General features: G+C 71.4%; 14 protein-coding genes. 6 read left to right on the top strand and 8 right to left on the bottom strand.

Annotation, left to right across the window (positions count from 1 at the left end; genetic code table 11):
• Nucleotides 1-53: 53 nt before the first annotated feature.
• Together ACVKXF_RS17105 and ACVKXF_RS17100 are read right to left on the bottom strand one after the other, a co-directional pair.
• Complete coding sequence (locus ACVKXF_RS17105; RefSeq protein WP_456796437.1) at nucleotides 54-704, bottom strand: DNA alkylation repair protein; 651 nt, start codon at nucleotides 702-704, stop codon at nucleotides 54-56.
• Nucleotides 705-820: 116 nt separating this feature from the next.
• On the bottom strand, nucleotides 821-2,017 hold the full coding sequence (locus ACVKXF_RS17100) for a peptidoglycan DD-metalloendopeptidase family protein (RefSeq protein WP_456796436.1): 1,197 nt from the start codon (nucleotides 2,015-2,017) through the stop codon (nucleotides 821-823).
• 163 nt (nucleotides 2,018-2,180) lie between these two features.
• Here ACVKXF_RS17100 and ACVKXF_RS17095 point away from each other — a divergent pair, with 163 nt between their 5' ends.
• Nucleotides 2,181-4,058, top strand: a complete 1,878-nt coding sequence (locus ACVKXF_RS17095) for a gamma-glutamyltransferase family protein (protein WP_456796435.1) — start codon at nucleotides 2,181-2,183, stop codon at nucleotides 4,056-4,058.
• A 109-nt stretch (nucleotides 4,059-4,167) separates the two neighbouring features.
• Here ACVKXF_RS17095 and ACVKXF_RS17090 read toward each other — a convergent pair whose 3' ends face one another.
• Entirely contained in the window at nucleotides 4,168-5,211 is a 1,044-nt protein-coding gene (locus ACVKXF_RS17090) for an NAD(P)-dependent alcohol dehydrogenase (RefSeq protein WP_396289938.1), read from the bottom strand.
• Nucleotides 5,212-5,477: 266 nt separating this feature from the next.
• Between ACVKXF_RS17090 and ACVKXF_RS17085 the strand changes: the two genes are divergently transcribed.
• Together ACVKXF_RS17085 and ACVKXF_RS17080 are read left to right on the top strand one after the other, a co-directional pair.
• Nucleotides 5,478-5,918 carry an OsmC family protein gene (locus ACVKXF_RS17085; protein ID WP_111085865.1) on the top strand — a complete coding sequence of 147 codons (441 nt, stop codon included), beginning with the start codon at nucleotides 5,478-5,480 and terminating at the stop codon, nucleotides 5,916-5,918.
• 113 nt (nucleotides 5,919-6,031) lie between these two features.
• Entirely contained in the window at nucleotides 6,032-7,552 is a 1,521-nt protein-coding gene (locus tag ACVKXF_RS17080; RefSeq protein ID WP_396289936.1) for a threonine/serine exporter family protein, read from the top strand.
• Nucleotides 7,553-7,562: 10 nt separating this feature from the next.
• Here ACVKXF_RS17080 and ACVKXF_RS17075 read toward each other — a convergent pair whose 3' ends face one another.
• Entirely contained in the window at nucleotides 7,563-8,246 is a 684-nt protein-coding gene (locus ACVKXF_RS17075) for a TetR/AcrR family transcriptional regulator (protein ID WP_340196004.1), read from the bottom strand.
• Nucleotides 8,247-8,419: 173 nt separating this feature from the next.
• On the opposite strand from ACVKXF_RS17075, the gene ACVKXF_RS17070 reads away from it, so the two are divergent.
• Complete coding sequence (locus ACVKXF_RS17070; RefSeq protein WP_148061697.1) at nucleotides 8,420-8,737, top strand: hypothetical protein; 318 nt, start codon at nucleotides 8,420-8,422, stop codon at nucleotides 8,735-8,737.
• A 156-nt stretch (nucleotides 8,738-8,893) separates the two neighbouring features.
• Here the strand turns inward: ACVKXF_RS17070 and ACVKXF_RS17065 are convergent, their stop codons facing one another.
• Entirely contained in the window at nucleotides 8,894-9,835 is a 942-nt protein-coding gene (locus ACVKXF_RS17065) for an SDR family oxidoreductase (protein ID WP_123310805.1), read from the bottom strand.
• Between the two features lie 199 nt (nucleotides 9,836-10,034).
• Here ACVKXF_RS17065 and ACVKXF_RS17060 point away from each other — a divergent pair, with 199 nt between their 5' ends.
• Nucleotides 10,035-10,766, top strand: a complete 732-nt coding sequence (locus tag ACVKXF_RS17060) for a hypothetical protein (RefSeq protein WP_456796434.1) — start codon at nucleotides 10,035-10,037, stop codon at nucleotides 10,764-10,766.
• Between the two features lies 1 nt (nucleotide 10,767).
• Here ACVKXF_RS17060 and ACVKXF_RS17055 read toward each other — a convergent pair whose 3' ends face one another.
• The 3 genes from ACVKXF_RS17055 to ACVKXF_RS17045 form a co-directional block, all read right to left on the bottom strand.
• Complete coding sequence (locus ACVKXF_RS17055; RefSeq protein WP_456796433.1) at nucleotides 10,768-11,550, bottom strand: endonuclease/exonuclease/phosphatase family protein; 783 nt, start codon at nucleotides 11,548-11,550, stop codon at nucleotides 10,768-10,770.
• 35 nt (nucleotides 11,551-11,585) lie between these two features.
• Nucleotides 11,586-13,079: an LCP family protein gene (locus ACVKXF_RS17050; RefSeq protein WP_123310811.1), complete on the bottom strand. Its 1,494-nt coding sequence runs from the start codon at nucleotides 13,077-13,079 to the stop codon at nucleotides 11,586-11,588.
• Between the two features lie 88 nt (nucleotides 13,080-13,167).
• The gene (locus ACVKXF_RS17045) at nucleotides 13,168-14,520 is read right to left on the bottom strand and encodes an MFS transporter (protein ID WP_123310813.1); all 1,353 of its coding nucleotides are present in this window, start codon (nucleotides 14,518-14,520) and stop codon (nucleotides 13,168-13,170) included.
• A gap of 109 nt (nucleotides 14,521-14,629) precedes the next feature.
• Here ACVKXF_RS17045 and ACVKXF_RS17040 point away from each other — a divergent pair, with 109 nt between their 5' ends.
• Complete coding sequence (locus tag ACVKXF_RS17040) at nucleotides 14,630-16,876, top strand: FAD-dependent oxidoreductase (RefSeq protein ID WP_456796432.1); 2,247 nt, start codon at nucleotides 14,630-14,632, stop codon at nucleotides 16,874-16,876.
• Nucleotides 16,877-16,889: the final 13 nt, after the last annotated feature.

The following is a 16,889-nucleotide window of genomic DNA, read 5'->3' as shown; positions in this document are numbered from 1 at the left end:
ACCACATGGTCGGTAGAGCCGACTGCACAGTTGGTTGCCAGCGTCGTTGGTGCTCAGCCCCGCAGGCGGTCGCGTGCTGCCGGCGGCAGGTGCTCGGTCGCCGTCTGGCGAGCCGCGGGGGTCAGGAACCTCGCGCTCTTCTCGAGGAACGCCACGAGCGCCGGCTCCGACGCCCGCTTGCCGGTCTCCCGCAACACCCACCCCAGCGCCGACTGCACGGTGTCACTCCGCTCCCGCACCAGGCGTCCGGCGATCCCGAGCGGCACCTCGGCGTCGCCCTGCTTCACGAACGCCAGGGTCGCCACGATCGCGATCCGCCGCACCATCGCCACGTCGGACTTCACGAGCGCGAACAGCGGGCCAGTCGAGCCGCCCACGAGCGGTGCGCCGACGAGCTCCTCGGCTGCCAGGTCGACCAGCGCCGGGTCGTCGAACCGCTCGGCCTTCGCCGCCGACAGGTACTCCTCGGTCAGCTCCGGATCGGGGTGCTCGCGCATCGCCTGCACCAGGAGCAGCACCGCGACGAGCTTCGCCCCGTCGTCCTCGCTCCACAGCAGTGCCGACCGCTCACCGTCGTCGAGCCCCTGGAACTGCCGTGCGACCCGACGCGCCGCCGCGACGCCGCCGTCGGTGCGTGCGAACGCCGCGAGCACGGCTTCCGCATCGGCCGCGCTGCCAGCCCTGGTCCCGCGGCGCGATGTCATCCGGTCAAGGGTATCCGCGCCGCCCCGCCCGCACTTCGTGAGCAGGAATGGTCGGGTGCCCGAAGGCGACCCGACCATTTCTGCTCACGAAGCTGAACGACGCCACCGGCCGCGGATCAGCGGAAGTGCATGTTCTTCAACGGGTCGACGAGCGTGCCGTTGCGCCGCGTCTCGACGTGCACGTGCGGGCCGGTCGACTGCCCGGTGTTGCCGGACTTCGCGATCTCGGTGCCGAGCTTCACGATCTGGCCCTTCTTCACCTCGATCTTGCTGAGGTGGGCGGTGAGCACCGCGGTCATGCCGTAGGTCACGACGATGTAGTTGCCGTACGAGGCGTCGTTCGCCACCGTCTTGGTCACCTCGCCGGTGCCGGAGCCGTACACCGGGGTGCCGACCGGCACGGGCGCGTCGGTGCCCTGGTGGTAGCGCGGGACGTGCCCGGCACCGCGGTCGTCGCCGTACTTGCCGGTGATCCTCGTCCCGTTGACGGGCCATGCCAGTCCGGTGACGGGCCGGCTCGACCAGACGCGGGTGTCCTTCGACCCGTAGAGCACGACGTTGCCGTCGACCTGCACGAGCAGGTTGCCGGAGCCGGCCGTGCCGGTGCGCGAGGTCCAGAGCGCGACCTTCTTGCGCGATGCGTCACGGGTCCAGACGACGAAGTTGCCCTTGGGCTGCAGCTCGGCCCAGGCGCCGGGGTGCCCGCCGGTCCGCGACTGCCAGACGACACGGCCGCTGACCTTCTGCACCAGGTTGCCGTCGGTGCGCATGTTGAGGATGCGCGTGTTCGTGGTGTCGGAGCGCAGCACGGTGCCGCCGAGCAGTGTGTTCCCCGATGGGACCCGGTCCTGGTACGTGGTCCAGTTCACGACGACGGACCTGCCGGCGAGCAGCGCCATGGTGCCGTCCGCGCGGATCTTCAGCGCCGTCGAGTTCGCGGTGCCGGCCGAGGCCCAGCGCGCCAGGCGTTTGCCGTTCTTGGTGATGTCGAGGGCACGGTTCTTGCCGACGACGGCGATCGCGCCGGGCGAACCGGCGGTGTTCGAGGCCCAGAGCACGCGGTTGCCGATGCCGTACTCGACCAGGTTGCCGTCGCCCTGCATGATGAGCTTGAACTGGCCGTTCGGCGACGTCACCTGGTCGCCCGGGTTGATCTTCGTACCGGCGGGTGCCGATCCGACCCACACCGCCGACGCTGCGGCGGGTTCAGCCGTCGCGACGAGGGCACCGGCTGCGAGGGCCAGCACCGTGAGGGCGCCGGCGAAGCGTGGGAGTCGGCGCGCACGTGCGACGGTCGACGGAGTGGTGGTCATGGATCCCCTGACTCGGAACCGACCACGCCACTGCGCGGTCGTTCGGCGCTCGCCCTGTACGAGTCACCGAACGATGTTCGCTTTTCTGCGCGGGGCGCACAACCCCTTGACAGGGGGGTGCGCACGGCGGCTGAGCGGCGGACCCCGGGGAGAGGATGGGTGCATGCCGACGCCGAACCCCGCCTTCGTCCCGCCCACCACGCAGACCTCGCGCCCGGACCTCCAGGGCACGTTCGGCATGGCGGCCGCGACGCACTGGATCGCGACCGCCACCGCGCAGTCGGTGCTCGAGCGCGGGGGCAACGCCTTCGACGCGGCCGTCGCCGGGGCCTTCGTCCTGCACGTGGTCGAGCCGCACCTGAACGGGCCGGGCGGCGACCTGACGGCGGTGTTCGCGACGGCGTCGGACCCGACCCCGGTCGTGCTCGTCGGCCAGGGCCCGGCACCGGCGGGCGCGACGCCCGAGCACTACCGCTCCGAGGGTCTCGACCTCGTCCCCGGCTCCGGCGCGCTCGCCGCCACCGTCCCGGGTGCCGTCGACGCGTGGCTCCTGCTGCTCCGTGACCACGGCACGTGGGAGCTCGCGGACGTCCTCGCGCCGGCGATCGGCTACGCCCGTGAGGGCCACCCGGTCGCAGCCGGGGTGGTCCGGACGATCACCGCCGTGCAGGACCTGTTCCGTGACCACTGGCCCACGTCCGCCACGCAGTGGCTGCCGGGAGGCACGGTGCCGGTCCCCGGGGACCTGGTGCGCAACGAGACGCTGGCCGCAGTGCTCGACCGGCTCGTCGACGCCGGTGACGGCTCCGGCAGTCGGACCGCGCGCATCGACGCCGCACGGAGCGAGTGGGCCGAGGGCTTCGTCGCCGAGGCGATCGACCGCTCCGTGCGGGAGCCGCACCGACACGCGTCGGGCACCGACCACGCCGGGGTCATCCGCGCGTCGGACCTGGCGGCGTTCCGGGCGTCGTACGAGCCCGCGGCGACGGCGGAGTTCCGCGGCTGCACGATCGCGAAGACCGGGCCGTGGGGTCAAGGTCCGGCGCTCCTGCAGACCCTGCGGCTGCTCGAACCGCTCGACGACGCGCTGCTCGACCCGTCGACGTCGGTCGGCGCACACACCATCGTCGAGGCGCAGAAGCTCGCGCTGGCCGACCGTGAGGCGTTCTACGGCGACGGCGACGTCCCGCTCGACGTGCTGCTGTCCGACGCGTACACCGACGAGCGCCGTGCGCTGATCCGCGAACGGGCCTCGGCCGAGCTGCGACCGGGCTCGGTCGCTGGTGTCGAGCACGCGCTGCCGCCGGTCCGGACGTCGTACTCCTCCGGCGACGGCGCTGGTCTCGGCGAACCCACGGTGCAGGTCGCGCGGGACGCCGACCGCGCGCCGGCCGCCCCCGTCGTCCCCGTCGAGGACCGCGGCGAGCCCTTCGTGACCCCGGACGGTGGTACCCGGGGCGACACCTGCCACATCGACGTCGTGGACCGCTGGGGCAACATCGTCAGCGCGACGCCGTCCGGCGGCTGGTTGCAGTCGTCGCCGACGATCCCCGAGCTCGGGTTCTGCCTCGGCACCCGACTGCAGATGACCTGGCTGGAGCCGGGCACGGCGTCGACCCTGCGCCCCGGCGAGCGGCCCCGCACGACGCTGACGCCGACCCTGGTGCTCCGTGACGGCGTGCCCGTGGCGGCGCTCGGTTCACCCGGCGGCGACCAGCAGGACCAGTGGCAGCTGCTGTTCCTGCTGCGCTGGATCGTCGGTGGGTACACCCCGCAGCAGGCGATCGACGCCCCGGCGCTGCACACGACGTCGTTCCCGGGGTCGTTCTGGCCGCGCACGTGGGAGCCGGCCGGGCTCGTGGTCGAGGACCGGCTCGGCGACGACGTCATCGCGGAACTCGAGGCACGCGGTCACGTCGTCACCCGCGCGGGCGACTGGAGCCTCGGCCGTCTGACGTGCGTGACGCGGGACCCGGCGACGGGTGTGCTCGGCGCCGCGGCGAACCCACGCGGTTCGCAGGGCTACGCCGCCGGCCGCTGACCCGCGCTCGTTCCTTCCCAGAACACTCGCGATGGAAAGCGGAATCGGGCGTACCTGGTCAGAACTTCCGACCAGGTACGCCCGATTCGACCAGGTACGCCGCGGGACGTCAGAGCGTCGGGACGACGACCGCGCGGCCCGAGAGCTCGCCGGCCTCGAGCTTCCGGTACGCCTCGAGCGCGTCGGCCAGCGCGTAGCGCTCGACGTCGGGGACGATCTGCCCGGCGCGGTACATCGCGACGACCTCGTGCAGGTCCTCGATCGTGCCCCAGTAGGTGTTCGTGATCGTCGACTCGTACGGCGTCGCGAAGAAGTTCCACTCGGTGGTACCGCCGGCGATCCCGACGACAGTGAACCGGCCACCGACCGCCATCGAGGCCTGCGCGACCTTGATCGTGGGGGTGGCACCGACGAAGTCGAACGCAGCGTCGACGCCACGACCGCCGGTGATCTCGCGGATCGCGGCGGCCTGGTCCGGCCCGCCGGGCACGGTGATCGCGCCACGGGCGGCGGCGCGGTCCATGGCGTCCTGCTTCATGTCCGTGGCGATGACCGTGGCGCCGGTGAGCGCGGTGAGGATCTGCACGGCGATCTGCCCGAGACCGCCGAGGCCGACGACGAGCGCGAAGCGACCGCCACCCGCCAGGTTCGGCAGGGAGTTCTTGATCGCGTGGTACGGCGTGAGCGCGGCGTCGCTGAGCGGTGCGGCGGCGACCGGGTCGGCGTCGCCGAGCGGCACGAGGTTGCGGGCGGGGACGCTGACGTACTCCGCCATGCCGCCGTCCCGCCCGAGACCGATGCCCATGTACGGGTTCGTCGCGGCGTTCTCGCAGTAGGTGTCCTGCCCCTTCGAGCAGTACGAGCAGTGCCCGCAGCCGACCGGCCCGTAGACCAGGTAGGCGTCACCCTCGGTGAACCCGGTCACCCCGTCGCCGACGGCCTCGACCCAGCCGGAGTTCTCGTGCCCGAGGACGAACGACGGCGACTGCGCGCCCGGCTGCCCCTCCTGGAACTCGCGGTACACGGCGACGTCCGAGTGGCACGCACCGGCACCGGCAACCTTGAGGAGCACCTCCCCCGGACCCGGCGTGGGCTTGGGGACGTCCGTGAGGGACGGGAAGGTCTGGTACTGCTCGAACACGACGGCGCGCATGGGTTCTCCTTGATGTGGACGGCGGGTCGACGGGGATCCGTCGGGCGTCAGGAGGGGTGCGGCGTCGCGGCGGATCGAACGATCCGGTCAGCAATCCTACACCTGTTGCTCTGCGCAACGGATGTTGCCGAGGACACCAAGGACGCGCGGACCACCGGCGAACCCTGCGTCTTCACCGTGAGCCGGTTGCGAGAACGAGCGTTCTCCGCTTGACTCGGCTGCGACGGTCCCGTCCGGGACCGATCCCCCACACGAAAGGAGCGGCCATGCCCACGCGCACCGCACGCACCGCCTGGAACGGCGGTCTCAACGACGGTTCCGGTCAGGTCGAGCTCTCCAGCTCGAAGGTCGGCACCTACGACGTCTCGTTCCCGAAGCGCGCCGCTGACGAGGCCGGTGGCAGCACCAGCCCCGAGGAGCTCATCGCAGCCGCACACTCGGCCTGCTACGCCATGCAGTTCTCCGCCGTCCTCGGCGAGGCCGGCGGCACGGTCGAGGCCCTCGACGTCAAGGCCGACGTCTCGCTCGGCCCGGACTCCGCCGGCGGCTTCAAGCTCACCGGCATCGCCCTGACCGTGCACGGCGAGGTCACCGGCATCGACGAGGCGACCTTCCTGAAGGCCGCCGAGGACGCCAAGGCCACGTGCCCCGTCAGCAAGGCACTCACCGGCGTCGACATCACGCTCGACGCGACGTTCGAGCAGTAGGCGAGCGACGCAGGCGACGTCACCACGTGACGGACGGGAGGCCCGGTGCCAGCTGGCACCGGGCCTCCCGTCCGCTCTGGTCGCGTCCAGATCTCGACTGGCACCATGGCGGGATGGCCGAGCAGCACCCCCCGGGCCCGCACAAGCCGGGCCGCCCACCCCGGCCACGTCGCCGCAGTCTCGCGCAGCACGACCTGCGCGATGCGCGGGCCCGCCTGCGCGGGACGATCTACGAGCACGTGGAGCCCGACGCGAAGGGGCGCGACCAGTACACGGCGACGCAGATCGTCGACTTCTGCCTCGACCTGGCCGAGGTGATGCTCGCCTCCGGCGCCGACACCCGCAGCGTCGAGACCGCCGTCGTCGCGGTGTCGACGAAGTGGAACCTGGCGCCGCTCGACCTCGACTTCTCCGGCAGTTCGGTGACGATCCAGTACGCGCCGGCCGACATCCCGCCGCTCGTGAAGGTCCGGACAGTGAGTTCCGACGGCTCCGACCTGGACCGGTTGGCGCGCGCGAACCAGATCGTCGACGACCTGGTCCACGACGAGCGCGACATGACCTCGGCCGTGAGCGCCCTCGTCGCGGTGCTGCGGATGCCGCCGCGCTGGCCGACCTGGCTCGCCGACGTGGGGCTCTCGATCCTGGGGACCTCGATCGCGATGCAGGCCGGTGGCGGGTGGCGAGCGGGCATCGGGGCGTTCGTGCTGATGTTCGGGATCATCCTGTCCGGGCGCTGGCTGACCGGTCGTGGCTACCCGCAGTTCTTCGTGTCCGGGGCCCAGGGGGCGGTCGCGTCCGTGATCGGCACCCTGGCGATCGGCGCGGGCGTCCTGCACCCGGCGGGGGCCGCCACCATGGTCGCCGCGCTGGTGGTGCTGCTCCTGCCGCACGTCTCGCTCGTGACCTGGGCCCAGGACGCGATCTCCGGCTTCCGGGCGATGGCGGTCGCCCGTGCCTTCTACATCGGGCTGGTCATCGCCGCGATCGTGGTGGGGGTGCCGGCGGGGATCGCGATGACGAAGTGGCTGCACCTCGAGGTCGACCCGTCCGGCATCGTCACCCAGGCGCTGCCGCTGTGGGCCTCGCTCTCGCTCACCGTGGTGTCGGCCGGGGCGAACTGCTTCGTGCAGCAGGCCAGTGCGCGGGTGATCCCCGTCGCCGTGGTGTTCTCGGTGGCCGCCGGTGCCTCGCTGTGGGGCCTGCGGCAGTTGGGGCTGCCGCTGCTCGGCGCGACGTTCCTGGCCGCCGTCCTGCTGGGCGTGCTCTCGACCTACGCGGCGGCACGGATGCGGACCGCGGTCGCGGCGATCGCGGTGCCGGCGTTCTGCGGGGCGCTGCTGCCCGGTGTCGCGGTGTCGAACGCGCTGCTGAACTTCATGTCGGGGTCGTCGAGCGCGGCCCTCGACTTCGTGGCGGCGGTCTCCGTGGCGCTCGGGATCGGCGCCGGGCTCGTGCTCGGCGGCCTGTTCGCGACACCGGGCGCGCGCCGGGCGCTCCGTCGGACCCGCCGGGTCGTCGTGCACTCGGTCCACAACGACACGACGGCGCTCCGGGTCATCCGCGACACCGGGTACGACCCCGGCGACGGCTCGGTGCCGCGCGGGTCGCGATCGGCGTCCGACGGGCGCTGACGGTCCGGGGTCAGATGTCCCAGCTGCCGTCGTCGCCGTCGCTCCATGTCGCGTGCCGGCGTGCGGCGTGCGGTTCGTAGCGTTCCATCCAGCCGCGCTCGAGGCGGGCCACCGCACGGTCGAACGCCGCGACGAGGTCGAGGTCGGAACGGAGCAGGGCCTGCAGCTGCAGCCCCTCGTACAGCGCGATGAGCTGTTCGGCGCCGCGACGGGGTTCCATCGTGTGCGGTGCGCGACCGACCGCGATGTCGCGCTCGAGGCCGCGCTTCACCTGGGCGTAGAAGAGCTGGTACCGCGACCGCAGGTACGTCGCCATCGGGTGCTCGGGGTTGCCCGCGACGGACAGCAGCGCGACCAGCAGGCGCATGAGCGCGGGGTCCTCGGCGTTCGACGCGACGATCGCGCGCAGGAGCTCGACGGTCGAGCCGTCGCCGACCTCGCGGGTGACCTCGTCCATCCGGCCGCCGTTCCAGCGGTCGACGGCGGCGAGCACCAGGCCGTCCCAGGACGGGAAGTGCTGCTCGAGCTCCTCGACGGAGATGCCCATCCGTTCGGCGACCTGCACGGCGCGTGCTTCGTGGAAGGGGACGTCGCGGAGCAGGTCGACGGTGGCCCCCACGATCGTGATCCGGAGGTGCAGGGTCGCCGCCGCGGCCGCTGCGGCCTGCGTGTCGGCGCTGGTGTGTTCGAGCATCGTGCCCTCCGTCGTTCCACGGACGTCCTGTCCGGGGTCGCCCCGACGCCGGGGCACGTCCATCCAAACGCAGAACGGGGGACAACAGAATCCCCGGTACGGGTGTCGGCACATGGGGGGACACGGGAGCGATGCCCAGCGGGTTCGCACGGATCCGTGTGACCATGCCGGGCATGACCCCGAACGACCCCACCGCACAGGGACTCGCGACGATGGCCTCGGCCGGCTTCGAGTTCGGCGGCGACCCGGAGCAGGTCGCGCACGACGTCCGCGCGATGTGGGAGCAGCTCGGCCGCCCCGCCGGCGCGTTCGACGCCGCGGCACGGGCCATCGCGGTGCTGCCGCAACGCCCCGAGGTCCCGATCGTCGACCAGGCACGCCGACGCGCGTTCGAGCACGCGATCGGCATCAACCCGGTCGAGGTCGAACTCGCCGCCGCGCTCTCCGCGCGGGAGCTCCTCGAGCGGATGGCGCGCGCCGTCACCTGCTGACGCGTGCCCGCGCGGTCGGCCCGTACGCAAGGAACCAGGTTCCGGACACCACACCACGCGATCACACGGTGCTGTGTCCGGAACCTGGTTCCGTCGGACTCGTCGGACTCGTCGGACTCGTCGAACTCGTCGGCTCGTCGGCTCGTCGGCGACGCGTTACGGCGTCGGCATCCCGCCGTCGACGTGCAGCGTCTCACCCACGACGTAGGACGACTCACCGCTCGCCAGGAACACGTAGGCCGGCGCGAGCTCGGCGGGCTGCCCCCAGCGGCCGAGGTAGGTCTGCTCGCCCGCGGACGGCAGCGCCTCGGGCGGCTGGCCACCGGCCGGCTGCAGCGGGGTCCAGATCGGCCCCGGTGCGACGGCGTTGACGCGGATGCCCTTCGGCGCGAGCTGCGCCGCCAGGCCCTTCGCCAGGTTGTTCACGGTCGCCTTCGTGGCCGCGTAGTGCACGAGGTGCGGCGACGGTGCGTAGGCCTGGATCGACGTCGTGTTGATGATCGCGGAGCCCGGCTGCAGGTGCGGCACGGCGGCCTTCGTGATCCGGAAGGTCGCGTAGGCGTTCGTCTTGAAGGTCTCGTCGAATTCTTCGTCGGAGATCTTCGTGATGTCGTCGACGTTCTGCTGCTTGCCCGCGTTGTTCACGAGGATGTCGATCCCGCCGAGCTGCGCCACGGTGTCGGCGACGATCTGCTCGCACACCGCGAGGGACGTGATGTCGCCGGGCAGTGCGACCGCCTTGCGGCCGGCGGCCTCGATGAGCGCGACGATGCGGTCGGCATCCTCCTGCTCCTCGGGCAGGTACGAGATCGCGACGTCGGCGCCCTCGCGTGCGTAGGCGATGGCGACTGCTGCGCCGATGCCGGAGTCGCCACCGGTGACGAGTGCCTTGCGGCCCGCGAGTCGGCCGGAGCCGCGGTAGGTGTCCTCGCCGTGGTCGGCGGGGACGTTCTCCGCCATCTCGGCGTCGGTGCCGGCACCCTCGAGGTACTGCTCGTCCGGCTTCTTGTCGGCGTACATCTTCGTCGGGTCCTGCATGGAGTACTGGTCGAGCGCTGCCTGGTCGAGCCCTGCCTGGTCGTTCTGCTGGTCCGTCATGCCGCCGACGGTACGCAGGGGCGCACCACGGGCCGTCCAGGAGGCTGTCCCCCGGGCGCGCGGACCGGCTGACGTCCGCCGGCCCCACCGGTCCAGGGCCGCACCTGCGTCTTCCTCGATTGTCACGGTCCGGTGACGGCCAGGACCCGATTCGGTAACACCTGTCGTTCTGGACGGGTCGGGGTCGTACCGTCGAACAGTGACTCCTCGGACCCTGCTGGCGCTCGGCGCTGCCGTGCTCGCCTTCTCGGCCGGCGCGCTCGCGTTCGACGGCACCACCGGGATCGGTGCCGACGCGGCCGTGGCCGCCGAGACCTCACACGACGCCGCTCCGGTGCACGTGTCGAACGCGAAGCTCCGTCGGGTCGACTCGATCGAGCTCGACGCCGAGTCCCTGGTGCTCCGCAACGGCGGGAAGACCGTCGTCGAGTCGTCGATGCGCGACTCCCGGTTGACCGTGAGCCTGCTCGACCGTCTGCTCGGCACCCCGACTCGCACGCAGACCGCTGAAGGCGTCGGCGGCGCGTGCTTCCCTGCCGGCACCACGTCCACGTGGGGCGGTGCGATCCGGGTCGCGGCCCTGACCACCGAGGCGCGCGCGGGCAATGCCGTCGAGATCCGCGTCCTGCGCGACCAGGTCCGCAGCCGACTCGGTGCACGGATCGAGCTGACCGGCCCCGGCGGCGTGCAGGTCGGCGACGACATCGCGGACGAGATCGCCGACGCTCCCCGCTCCGAGCGGGTGTCCTACGGTTCGGACGACTCCCGCGCGTGGCAGCTGCTGCTGCGCGAGGGCTGGGCCGACGACACCTCCGGCGACGACCACCCGGCCGACTCCGCCGGCACCAACGGGGTCTCGGCGCTGACGGACGAGACCACGGTCACGGTGCTCGGATCCCCGATGCCCGTGCACGCGCAGCGGAGCTGCTGACTCACACGCGGATCGTCGCGATCACCGGGAAGTGATCGCTGGCGAACCACGTCTCCGGACCGTCGTGGTCGATGACGACACGATCGACGCCGGAGACGCCGCGGGTCAGCACCCAGTCGATGCGCTCCGCGGTGTCGACCGGTGGCTGCCAGTCGTTGAACGTCGCGGTCCGGTCCTCCGGGTCACCGGCGAGCAGCCAGGTGTCGTCGAACCCGGCCTCGGCGAAGACGCGTGACGCGGCGCCGGTGCCGGCCGGCTCGTTGCAGTCACCGGCGAAGACGACGGGACCGGTCTCCCGCGCGAGCCGTTCGACGATCAGCGCCGCGCTCTTGCCGCGCACCTCGTCACCGTGCTCACCCGGCTCGTGGTCCAGGTGCGTGGTGAGCACCGTGACGGCCGGGCCGTCGGTGTCCAGGAACACGGCGTGGTTCGCGATCCGTGGGTACAGGCTGTCCCACGTGTTCGAGACCGGTTCGTCCGGGGTGTCCGACAGCCAGAACGAGCCCTCGTCGGTCGGCCGGAAACGGTCGCGTCGGTAGAACACCGCCGGGTGCTCGCCAGCGGTGCCGCCCTCGCGGCCCTGTCCGACGTCCGCGTGGTCCGGCAGGCCGGCGCGCAGGTCGTCGAGCTGGTGCGCGAAGGCCTCCTGCACGCAGACCAGGTCGGGGTCGTGCCGTCGGATGACGTCGAGGAGGACGGGGAGCCGGGCCGGCCAGTCGTGCTCCGGGTCCGGATTCTTGATGTTGTAGGTCATCAGGACGATCGGACGCGCTGCGCTGCTCACCCCTCGAACCTAGCGAGGAAGTCCCGGCCGTGGCCTCAGTTGATGCAGGTGCCCTCGGTGCCGTAGTTGTGCACGTCGGTCGACTTCGGCGCGGGCTCCTTCGTCGCCTGCTTGCTCGGCTTCGACCCGGAGCCGGTGCTGGCGGGCTTCGACGCCGTCGCGCTCGGCTCGCTCGCGGCCTTCGCCGTCTTGCCGTCGGTGCCGAGCACGAGCGTGACGCCGGTGACCGCGCTGGTGCGGACGGCGACGGAGCCGGGCACGGCCGCCGCGATCGCCTTCGCCTGCGACTCCTGGCCGGCCGGGTACTGCACCTGCGTGACCTTCGTGGTGGCCGAGGAACCGGCCGGTGCGACCTGGAACCCGCGGCTGGTCAGGACCTGACCGGCCGTGGTCGCGGCACCCTCGACACCGCTGCCGTTCAGCACGGTGACCGAGGTGTTCGCCGGCTGGGCGCGACCGGCCTTGGCGTAGGCCTCCGGTTCACCGACGAGGCCCTGCACGAAGGCGGGCAGGCCGACGGTGTCGACCTCGACGATGGACAGCGCCGAACCGTTGACGTACACGGTCGGTGTGCCGAGGGTCGGGATCGTGGCCGACTGGATGTTCGCGGGTCGCAGGTTGCGCATCTGCGAGGCGAGGTCGATCAGGTTCGTGTCGGTCTGGATCGACCCCCCGACGGCCTTGAGGATGTTGCCCATCTTGACCGGGTTGAGCAGCGTGCCGGCGGATGTGACCTTCCGGGCCTCCTGCGACAGGAAGTACTGCTGGCGGACGTTGCGGTCGAGGTCGCCGTTCGGCAGGCCGTGGCGCTGACGGACGAAGGACAGGGCTTCCTTCGCGTTCAGCGAGGACTTGCCGGCCGGCAGGTCGACGCCGGAGTACGGGTCGTTGGTCGCCTGGTTCAGGCAGACCTCGACCGGCCCGAGCTCCTTGACGACCTGGTAGAAGCCGAGCAGCGAGACACGGACGTAGTGGTCGATCTGCAGACCACTCAGGTTCTCGATGGTCTTGATGAGCATCTTCGCACCACCGGTGTCGCCGCCACCGTTGAGCGTGCCGTAGTAGAACGCGCTGTTGAGCTTGCCCTTGCCCACGTCCGGGATGTCGACGTACGAGTCACGCGGGAACGAGATCATCGTCGCCTGCGAGCCGTCGGCGTTGATGTGCAGGACGATCATCGTGTCGGTGTTGGTCGCACCGCCGTCCGACGTGGTGCTGAGTTCCGCCATCTGCTCGGGGGTGGCGTTGTCCGGCCGGTGGTCGTCACCGACGAGCAGGATGTTCTGCGCCTTGCCGTCGACGTCGTCCTTCGTGTCCTTCTTGCCGGTGATCGCGTTGACGATCGTGACCCCGCCGGACAGCTGGTTGTACGCGTACGCCGCGTAGCCACCGCTCAGCAGGACGGCCATGGTGAGCACGCCCGCGATCGCCGGGAACACCACACCCGCTCGTCGCTTCTGGCGCCCGTGGCGCGGCGTCACGGCACCGCGGCGCGCGGGCTCCGTCGTCTGCTCGGGTTCGTTGCTCACCGGGAAACCATAACCGCAGCGCGCGCAGGGGACATGGAATCCGCCTGGAAGGTCACTCCACAGCCCCTGCGACGGGCCCGCGCTCGGCTCACTCGGCGACGAGTCCCTGCTTGTGCGTCTCGCGTGCGCGGAGCACCGTCACACCGGTGATCGCGGCGGCCGCCATCACGTAGAAGGCCGGCGCGAAGGTGTTCCCCGTCGCGCTGATCAGCCACGTGGCGAAGTACGGCGTGATGCCGCCGAAGAGCGCCACGCTGATGTTGTAGGCGATGCCCATCGACCCGTAGCGGATCGCGGTCGGGAACAGTTCGGCCATCGCGGCGCTCACCGCTCCGTCGAACGCCGCCATGAACAGGCCGAGCAGCACCATCGCGGCTGCGGCCGCCCAGAAGTTGCCGGCGTCCATGAGCATGAGCGTCGGGTACGTCAGCACGAGGAACCCCGCGCAGCCGGCGAGCATGACGGGCTTCCGGCCGATCTTGTCGGACAGCAGCCCGAAGAACGGGACGAGGCCGGCGATCACCAGGAAGCCGATGACGACGACGCCGTACGACACCAGCGGCGAGTACCCGAGGTCCGCCTGCAGGTAGGAGGGCATGAAGGTCTGCAGGATCCAGTGGCCGACGGCCTTGAGGACGACGAACCCGACGCAGAAGAGCAGGGCCTTCCAGCCGGTCCGGAGCGAGCGGCGCAGGGGGTTCGCGGCGACCTCGCCCTTCGCCTTGAGCGCGCGGAACTCCGGGGTGTCCTCGAGCTTGGTCCGCAGGTACAACCCGACCAGGCCGAGCGGCACCGCGACGAGGAACAGGACGCGCCACCCCCACGACTCGAGAGCTCCGTCCCCGGCGAGCGCCGTGAACAGGAAGACCAGGCCGCCACCGACGATGAACGCGGCGAACCCGAAGACGTCGATGAAGCTCGTCACGAAGCCGCGCCGGTTCGACGGGGCGTACTCCGCCAGCAGGGTCGTCGCCCCGGCGCCCTCGCCACCGGCGGCGAACCCCTGCACCAGACGCACCACGACGAGCAGGATCGGTGCGAGCATCCCGACGCTCTGGTAGGTCGGCAGGATGCCCATCACGGCGGTCGCGCCGCTCGTGATGAGGATGACCGTCGCCAGCGTGGTCTTCCGGCCGACCCGGTCGCCGAGCGAGCCCCAGAACAGCCCGCCGAGCGGACGCATCACGAAGCCGGCGCCGAACACGGCGAAGGCCGACAGGAGTGCGACCTGCGGATCGCCCTGCTTGAAGAAGTACAGCGAGATGACGGTCGCCAACGTGCCGTAGAGGCCGAAGTCGAACCACTCGACGAAGTGACCGACGCCCGCGGCGACGATCACCTTCCGCATGCCCTGGCGGCGTGCGTCGTCGCCCAGGGCCACCTGGACGTCGGGGGCGGTGGCGGCATCGACGCTGGCTTGCGTCCGGGTTCCGTCGCTCATGGGGTGGGCCTCACACTTCGTTGTCGAGAATTCGTTGACGATAGCACTTGCCGGGCACACATTGCCACACAGTGGGAAAGAAGAGCCGCCGAGTGATACCGTCCCGAGCATGCAATCCCGTGAACAGCACCACGACGTCGTGGTCGTCGGCGGAGGTCTCGCCGGTGTCAGCGCCGCCGTCGCCGCCGCCCGCCTCGGCTCGAGCGTCGCCCTCGTCACCAACCGCCCGGTCCTCGGCGGCAACGCCTCGAGCGAGATCCGGGTGTGGGTGGTCGGCGCGACGGCGCACGGCACGCACCGGTTCGCCCGCGAGACCGGGATCATGGGCGAGCTCTTCCTCGAGAACCAGTACCGGAACCCGCAGGGCAACGCCGTCTACTGGGACCAGGTCGTGCTCGACCTCGTCCGGGCCGAGCCGAACGTGCACCTCCACCTCAACACCGACGTCCGGACCGTGCAGACGGCGGACGACGACCGTGGCGCCCCGCGCATCACCGCCGTCACGGGCTGGACCATGGGGTCCGAGATCGAGACGACGTTCACGGCCCCGGTGTTCCTCGACTGCACGGGAGACGGCCTCGTCGGGGCCCTCGCCGGCGCCGCGTACCGCATCGGGCGCGAGGGCCGCGACGAACACGGCGAGGCCTGGGCACCCGAACAGGCGGACGACGAACTGCTCGGCAGCTCGATCTTCTTCTCGACGCACGACACCGGCAGGCACGACCGCTTCGTCCCGCCGTCGATCGCCGTCGACCTGTCCACGACGCCGATCCTGGCGAACCGGGCGATCCGGACCGGCGACAACGGCTGCAACTACTGGTGGATCGAGTGGGGCGGAGCGCTCGACACCGTCACCGAGAACGAGCGCATCCGCGACGAGCTGTGGGGCGTCGTCTACGGCATCTGGGACCACATCAAGAACTCGGGGGCCTTCGACGCGGACACCCTGACGCTCGACTGGGTGGGCGCGATCCCCGGCAAGCGCGAGTACCGCCGGTTCGTCGGCGACCACACCCTGACGCAGCAGGACCTGCTCGAGCAGCGCGCGTTCCCCGACACGGTGGCGTTCGGAGGCTGGTCCATCGACCTGCACCCCGTCGAGGGTGTCTACGCCGAGACCGCCGGCGCCCAGCAGCGGTACACCGACGGCACCTACGACATCCCGTTCCGTTCGCTGTACTCGGCGAACGTGTCCAACCTGCTGTTCGCCGGCCGGGACATCTCCGCGTCGCACGTCGCATTCGGGTCCACCCGGGTGATGGCCACCTGCGCCGCCCAGGGGCAGGCCGCCGGCACCGCCGCGCACCTCGTGGCACGGCACGGCACGACACCGCGGTCCCTCGGCACCGATCGGATCGAACTGCTGCAGCAGACCCTGCTGCGCGAGGACGCACCGCTCATCGGGGTCCGCGCCGACGACCCCGCCGACCTGGCCCGCACCGCCCGCATCACCGCGAGCAGCGAGTTGACCACGATCGACACGACGCCGTTCGCGACCGAGGACCGCTTCGACCTGGACCGCGACGTCGCCGTCCTCCTGCCCGCCGACCCCGCGCTCGGCGAGTTCCGGCTCCGCACCGAGGCGGACGAGGGCACCGACCTGACCCTCGAGCTCTGGACCACCGGCAGACCCCAGAACTACGCCCCGATCGACCACGTCAGCACCCACACCGCACACGTCGCCGCCGGACCGGACGAAGCGGTGGTCGACCTGGCCTTCCACCCGGACGAGTCGTGCAACGCGGTCGTCGTGGTCCGACGGCAGCCCGGCGTCCGACTCGTCCTGACCGACGGCCACCCGTACGGCGTCATGGCGTTGCGCGCACGCAGCGCCGACGACGAGCAGTTCGACGACCACATCCCCGAGGAGTCCGGACAGCCGGTGACCGACTGGGAGGCGCGCGCCCTGCGCGGACACGCGTTCTCGTTCACCGCAGCCGGCGAGACGGACGCGTGGCGGGCCTCCCGGGTCGCCGACGGCCAGCAGCGCCCGTTCGGCGGACCGCACATGTGGTCGTCCGACGCGGGTGCCGGCGCAGCCGTGCTCTCGCTCGACTGGGCGGAGCCCGTCGACGTCCGACAGGTGCGCATCGTCTGGAACGACGACGTCGACGCCGACCTCATCAACCTGCACCACCACCGCACCCCCTGGGACGCCGTGCCCACACTCGCCCGCGACTACCGGATCGAGGCGTGCGTCGAAGGGGCCTGGCGCACGCTCGCCGCGGTCGACGCGAACCGGCACCGCCACCGCATCCACGACGTGGAACCGGTGCGCACGGCCGCACTGCGGGTCGTCGTGACCGCGACGAACGGATCCCCGTTCGTCACCGCGAGCGCCGTGAAGGTCTCCTGACGCGCGCCGGGAC

This window comes from Curtobacterium sp. PvP017, assembly GCF_054060195.1.
Note: the sequence above shows the minus strand (reverse complement) of the source record. Positions and strands in the feature narration are given on the sequence as shown.

Coding starts and splice junctions, on each gene's coding strand:
- ACVKXF_RS17040 (WP_456796432.1), top strand. CDS start 14,630: ATGCAATCCCGTGAACAGCACCACGACGTCGTGGTCGTCGGCGGAGGT.
- ACVKXF_RS17095 (WP_456796435.1), top strand. CDS start 2,181: ATGCCGACGCCGAACCCCGCCTTCGTCCCGCCCACCACGCAGACCTCG.
- ACVKXF_RS17105 (WP_456796437.1), bottom strand. CDS start 704: ATGACATCGCGCCGCGGGACCAGGGCTGGCAGCGCGGCCGATGCGGAA.
- ACVKXF_RS17080 (WP_396289936.1), top strand. CDS start 6,032: ATGGCCGAGCAGCACCCCCCGGGCCCGCACAAGCCGGGCCGCCCACCC.
- ACVKXF_RS17090 (WP_396289938.1), bottom strand. CDS start 5,211: ATGCGCGCCGTCGTGTTCGAGCAGTACCAGACCTTCCCGTCCCTCACG.
- ACVKXF_RS17100 (WP_456796436.1), bottom strand. CDS start 2,017: ATGACCACCACTCCGTCGACCGTCGCACGTGCGCGCCGACTCCCACGC.
- ACVKXF_RS17085 (WP_111085865.1), top strand. CDS start 5,478: ATGCCCACGCGCACCGCACGCACCGCCTGGAACGGCGGTCTCAACGAC.
- ACVKXF_RS17075 (WP_340196004.1), bottom strand. CDS start 8,246: ATGCTCGAACACACCAGCGCCGACACGCAGGCCGCAGCGGCCGCGGCG.
- ACVKXF_RS17070 (WP_148061697.1), top strand. CDS start 8,420: ATGACCCCGAACGACCCCACCGCACAGGGACTCGCGACGATGGCCTCG.
- ACVKXF_RS17065 (WP_123310805.1), bottom strand. CDS start 9,835: ATGACGGACCAGCAGAACGACCAGGCAGGGCTCGACCAGGCAGCGCTC.
- ACVKXF_RS17045 (WP_123310813.1), bottom strand. CDS start 14,520: ATGAGCGACGGAACCCGGACGCAAGCCAGCGTCGATGCCGCCACCGCC.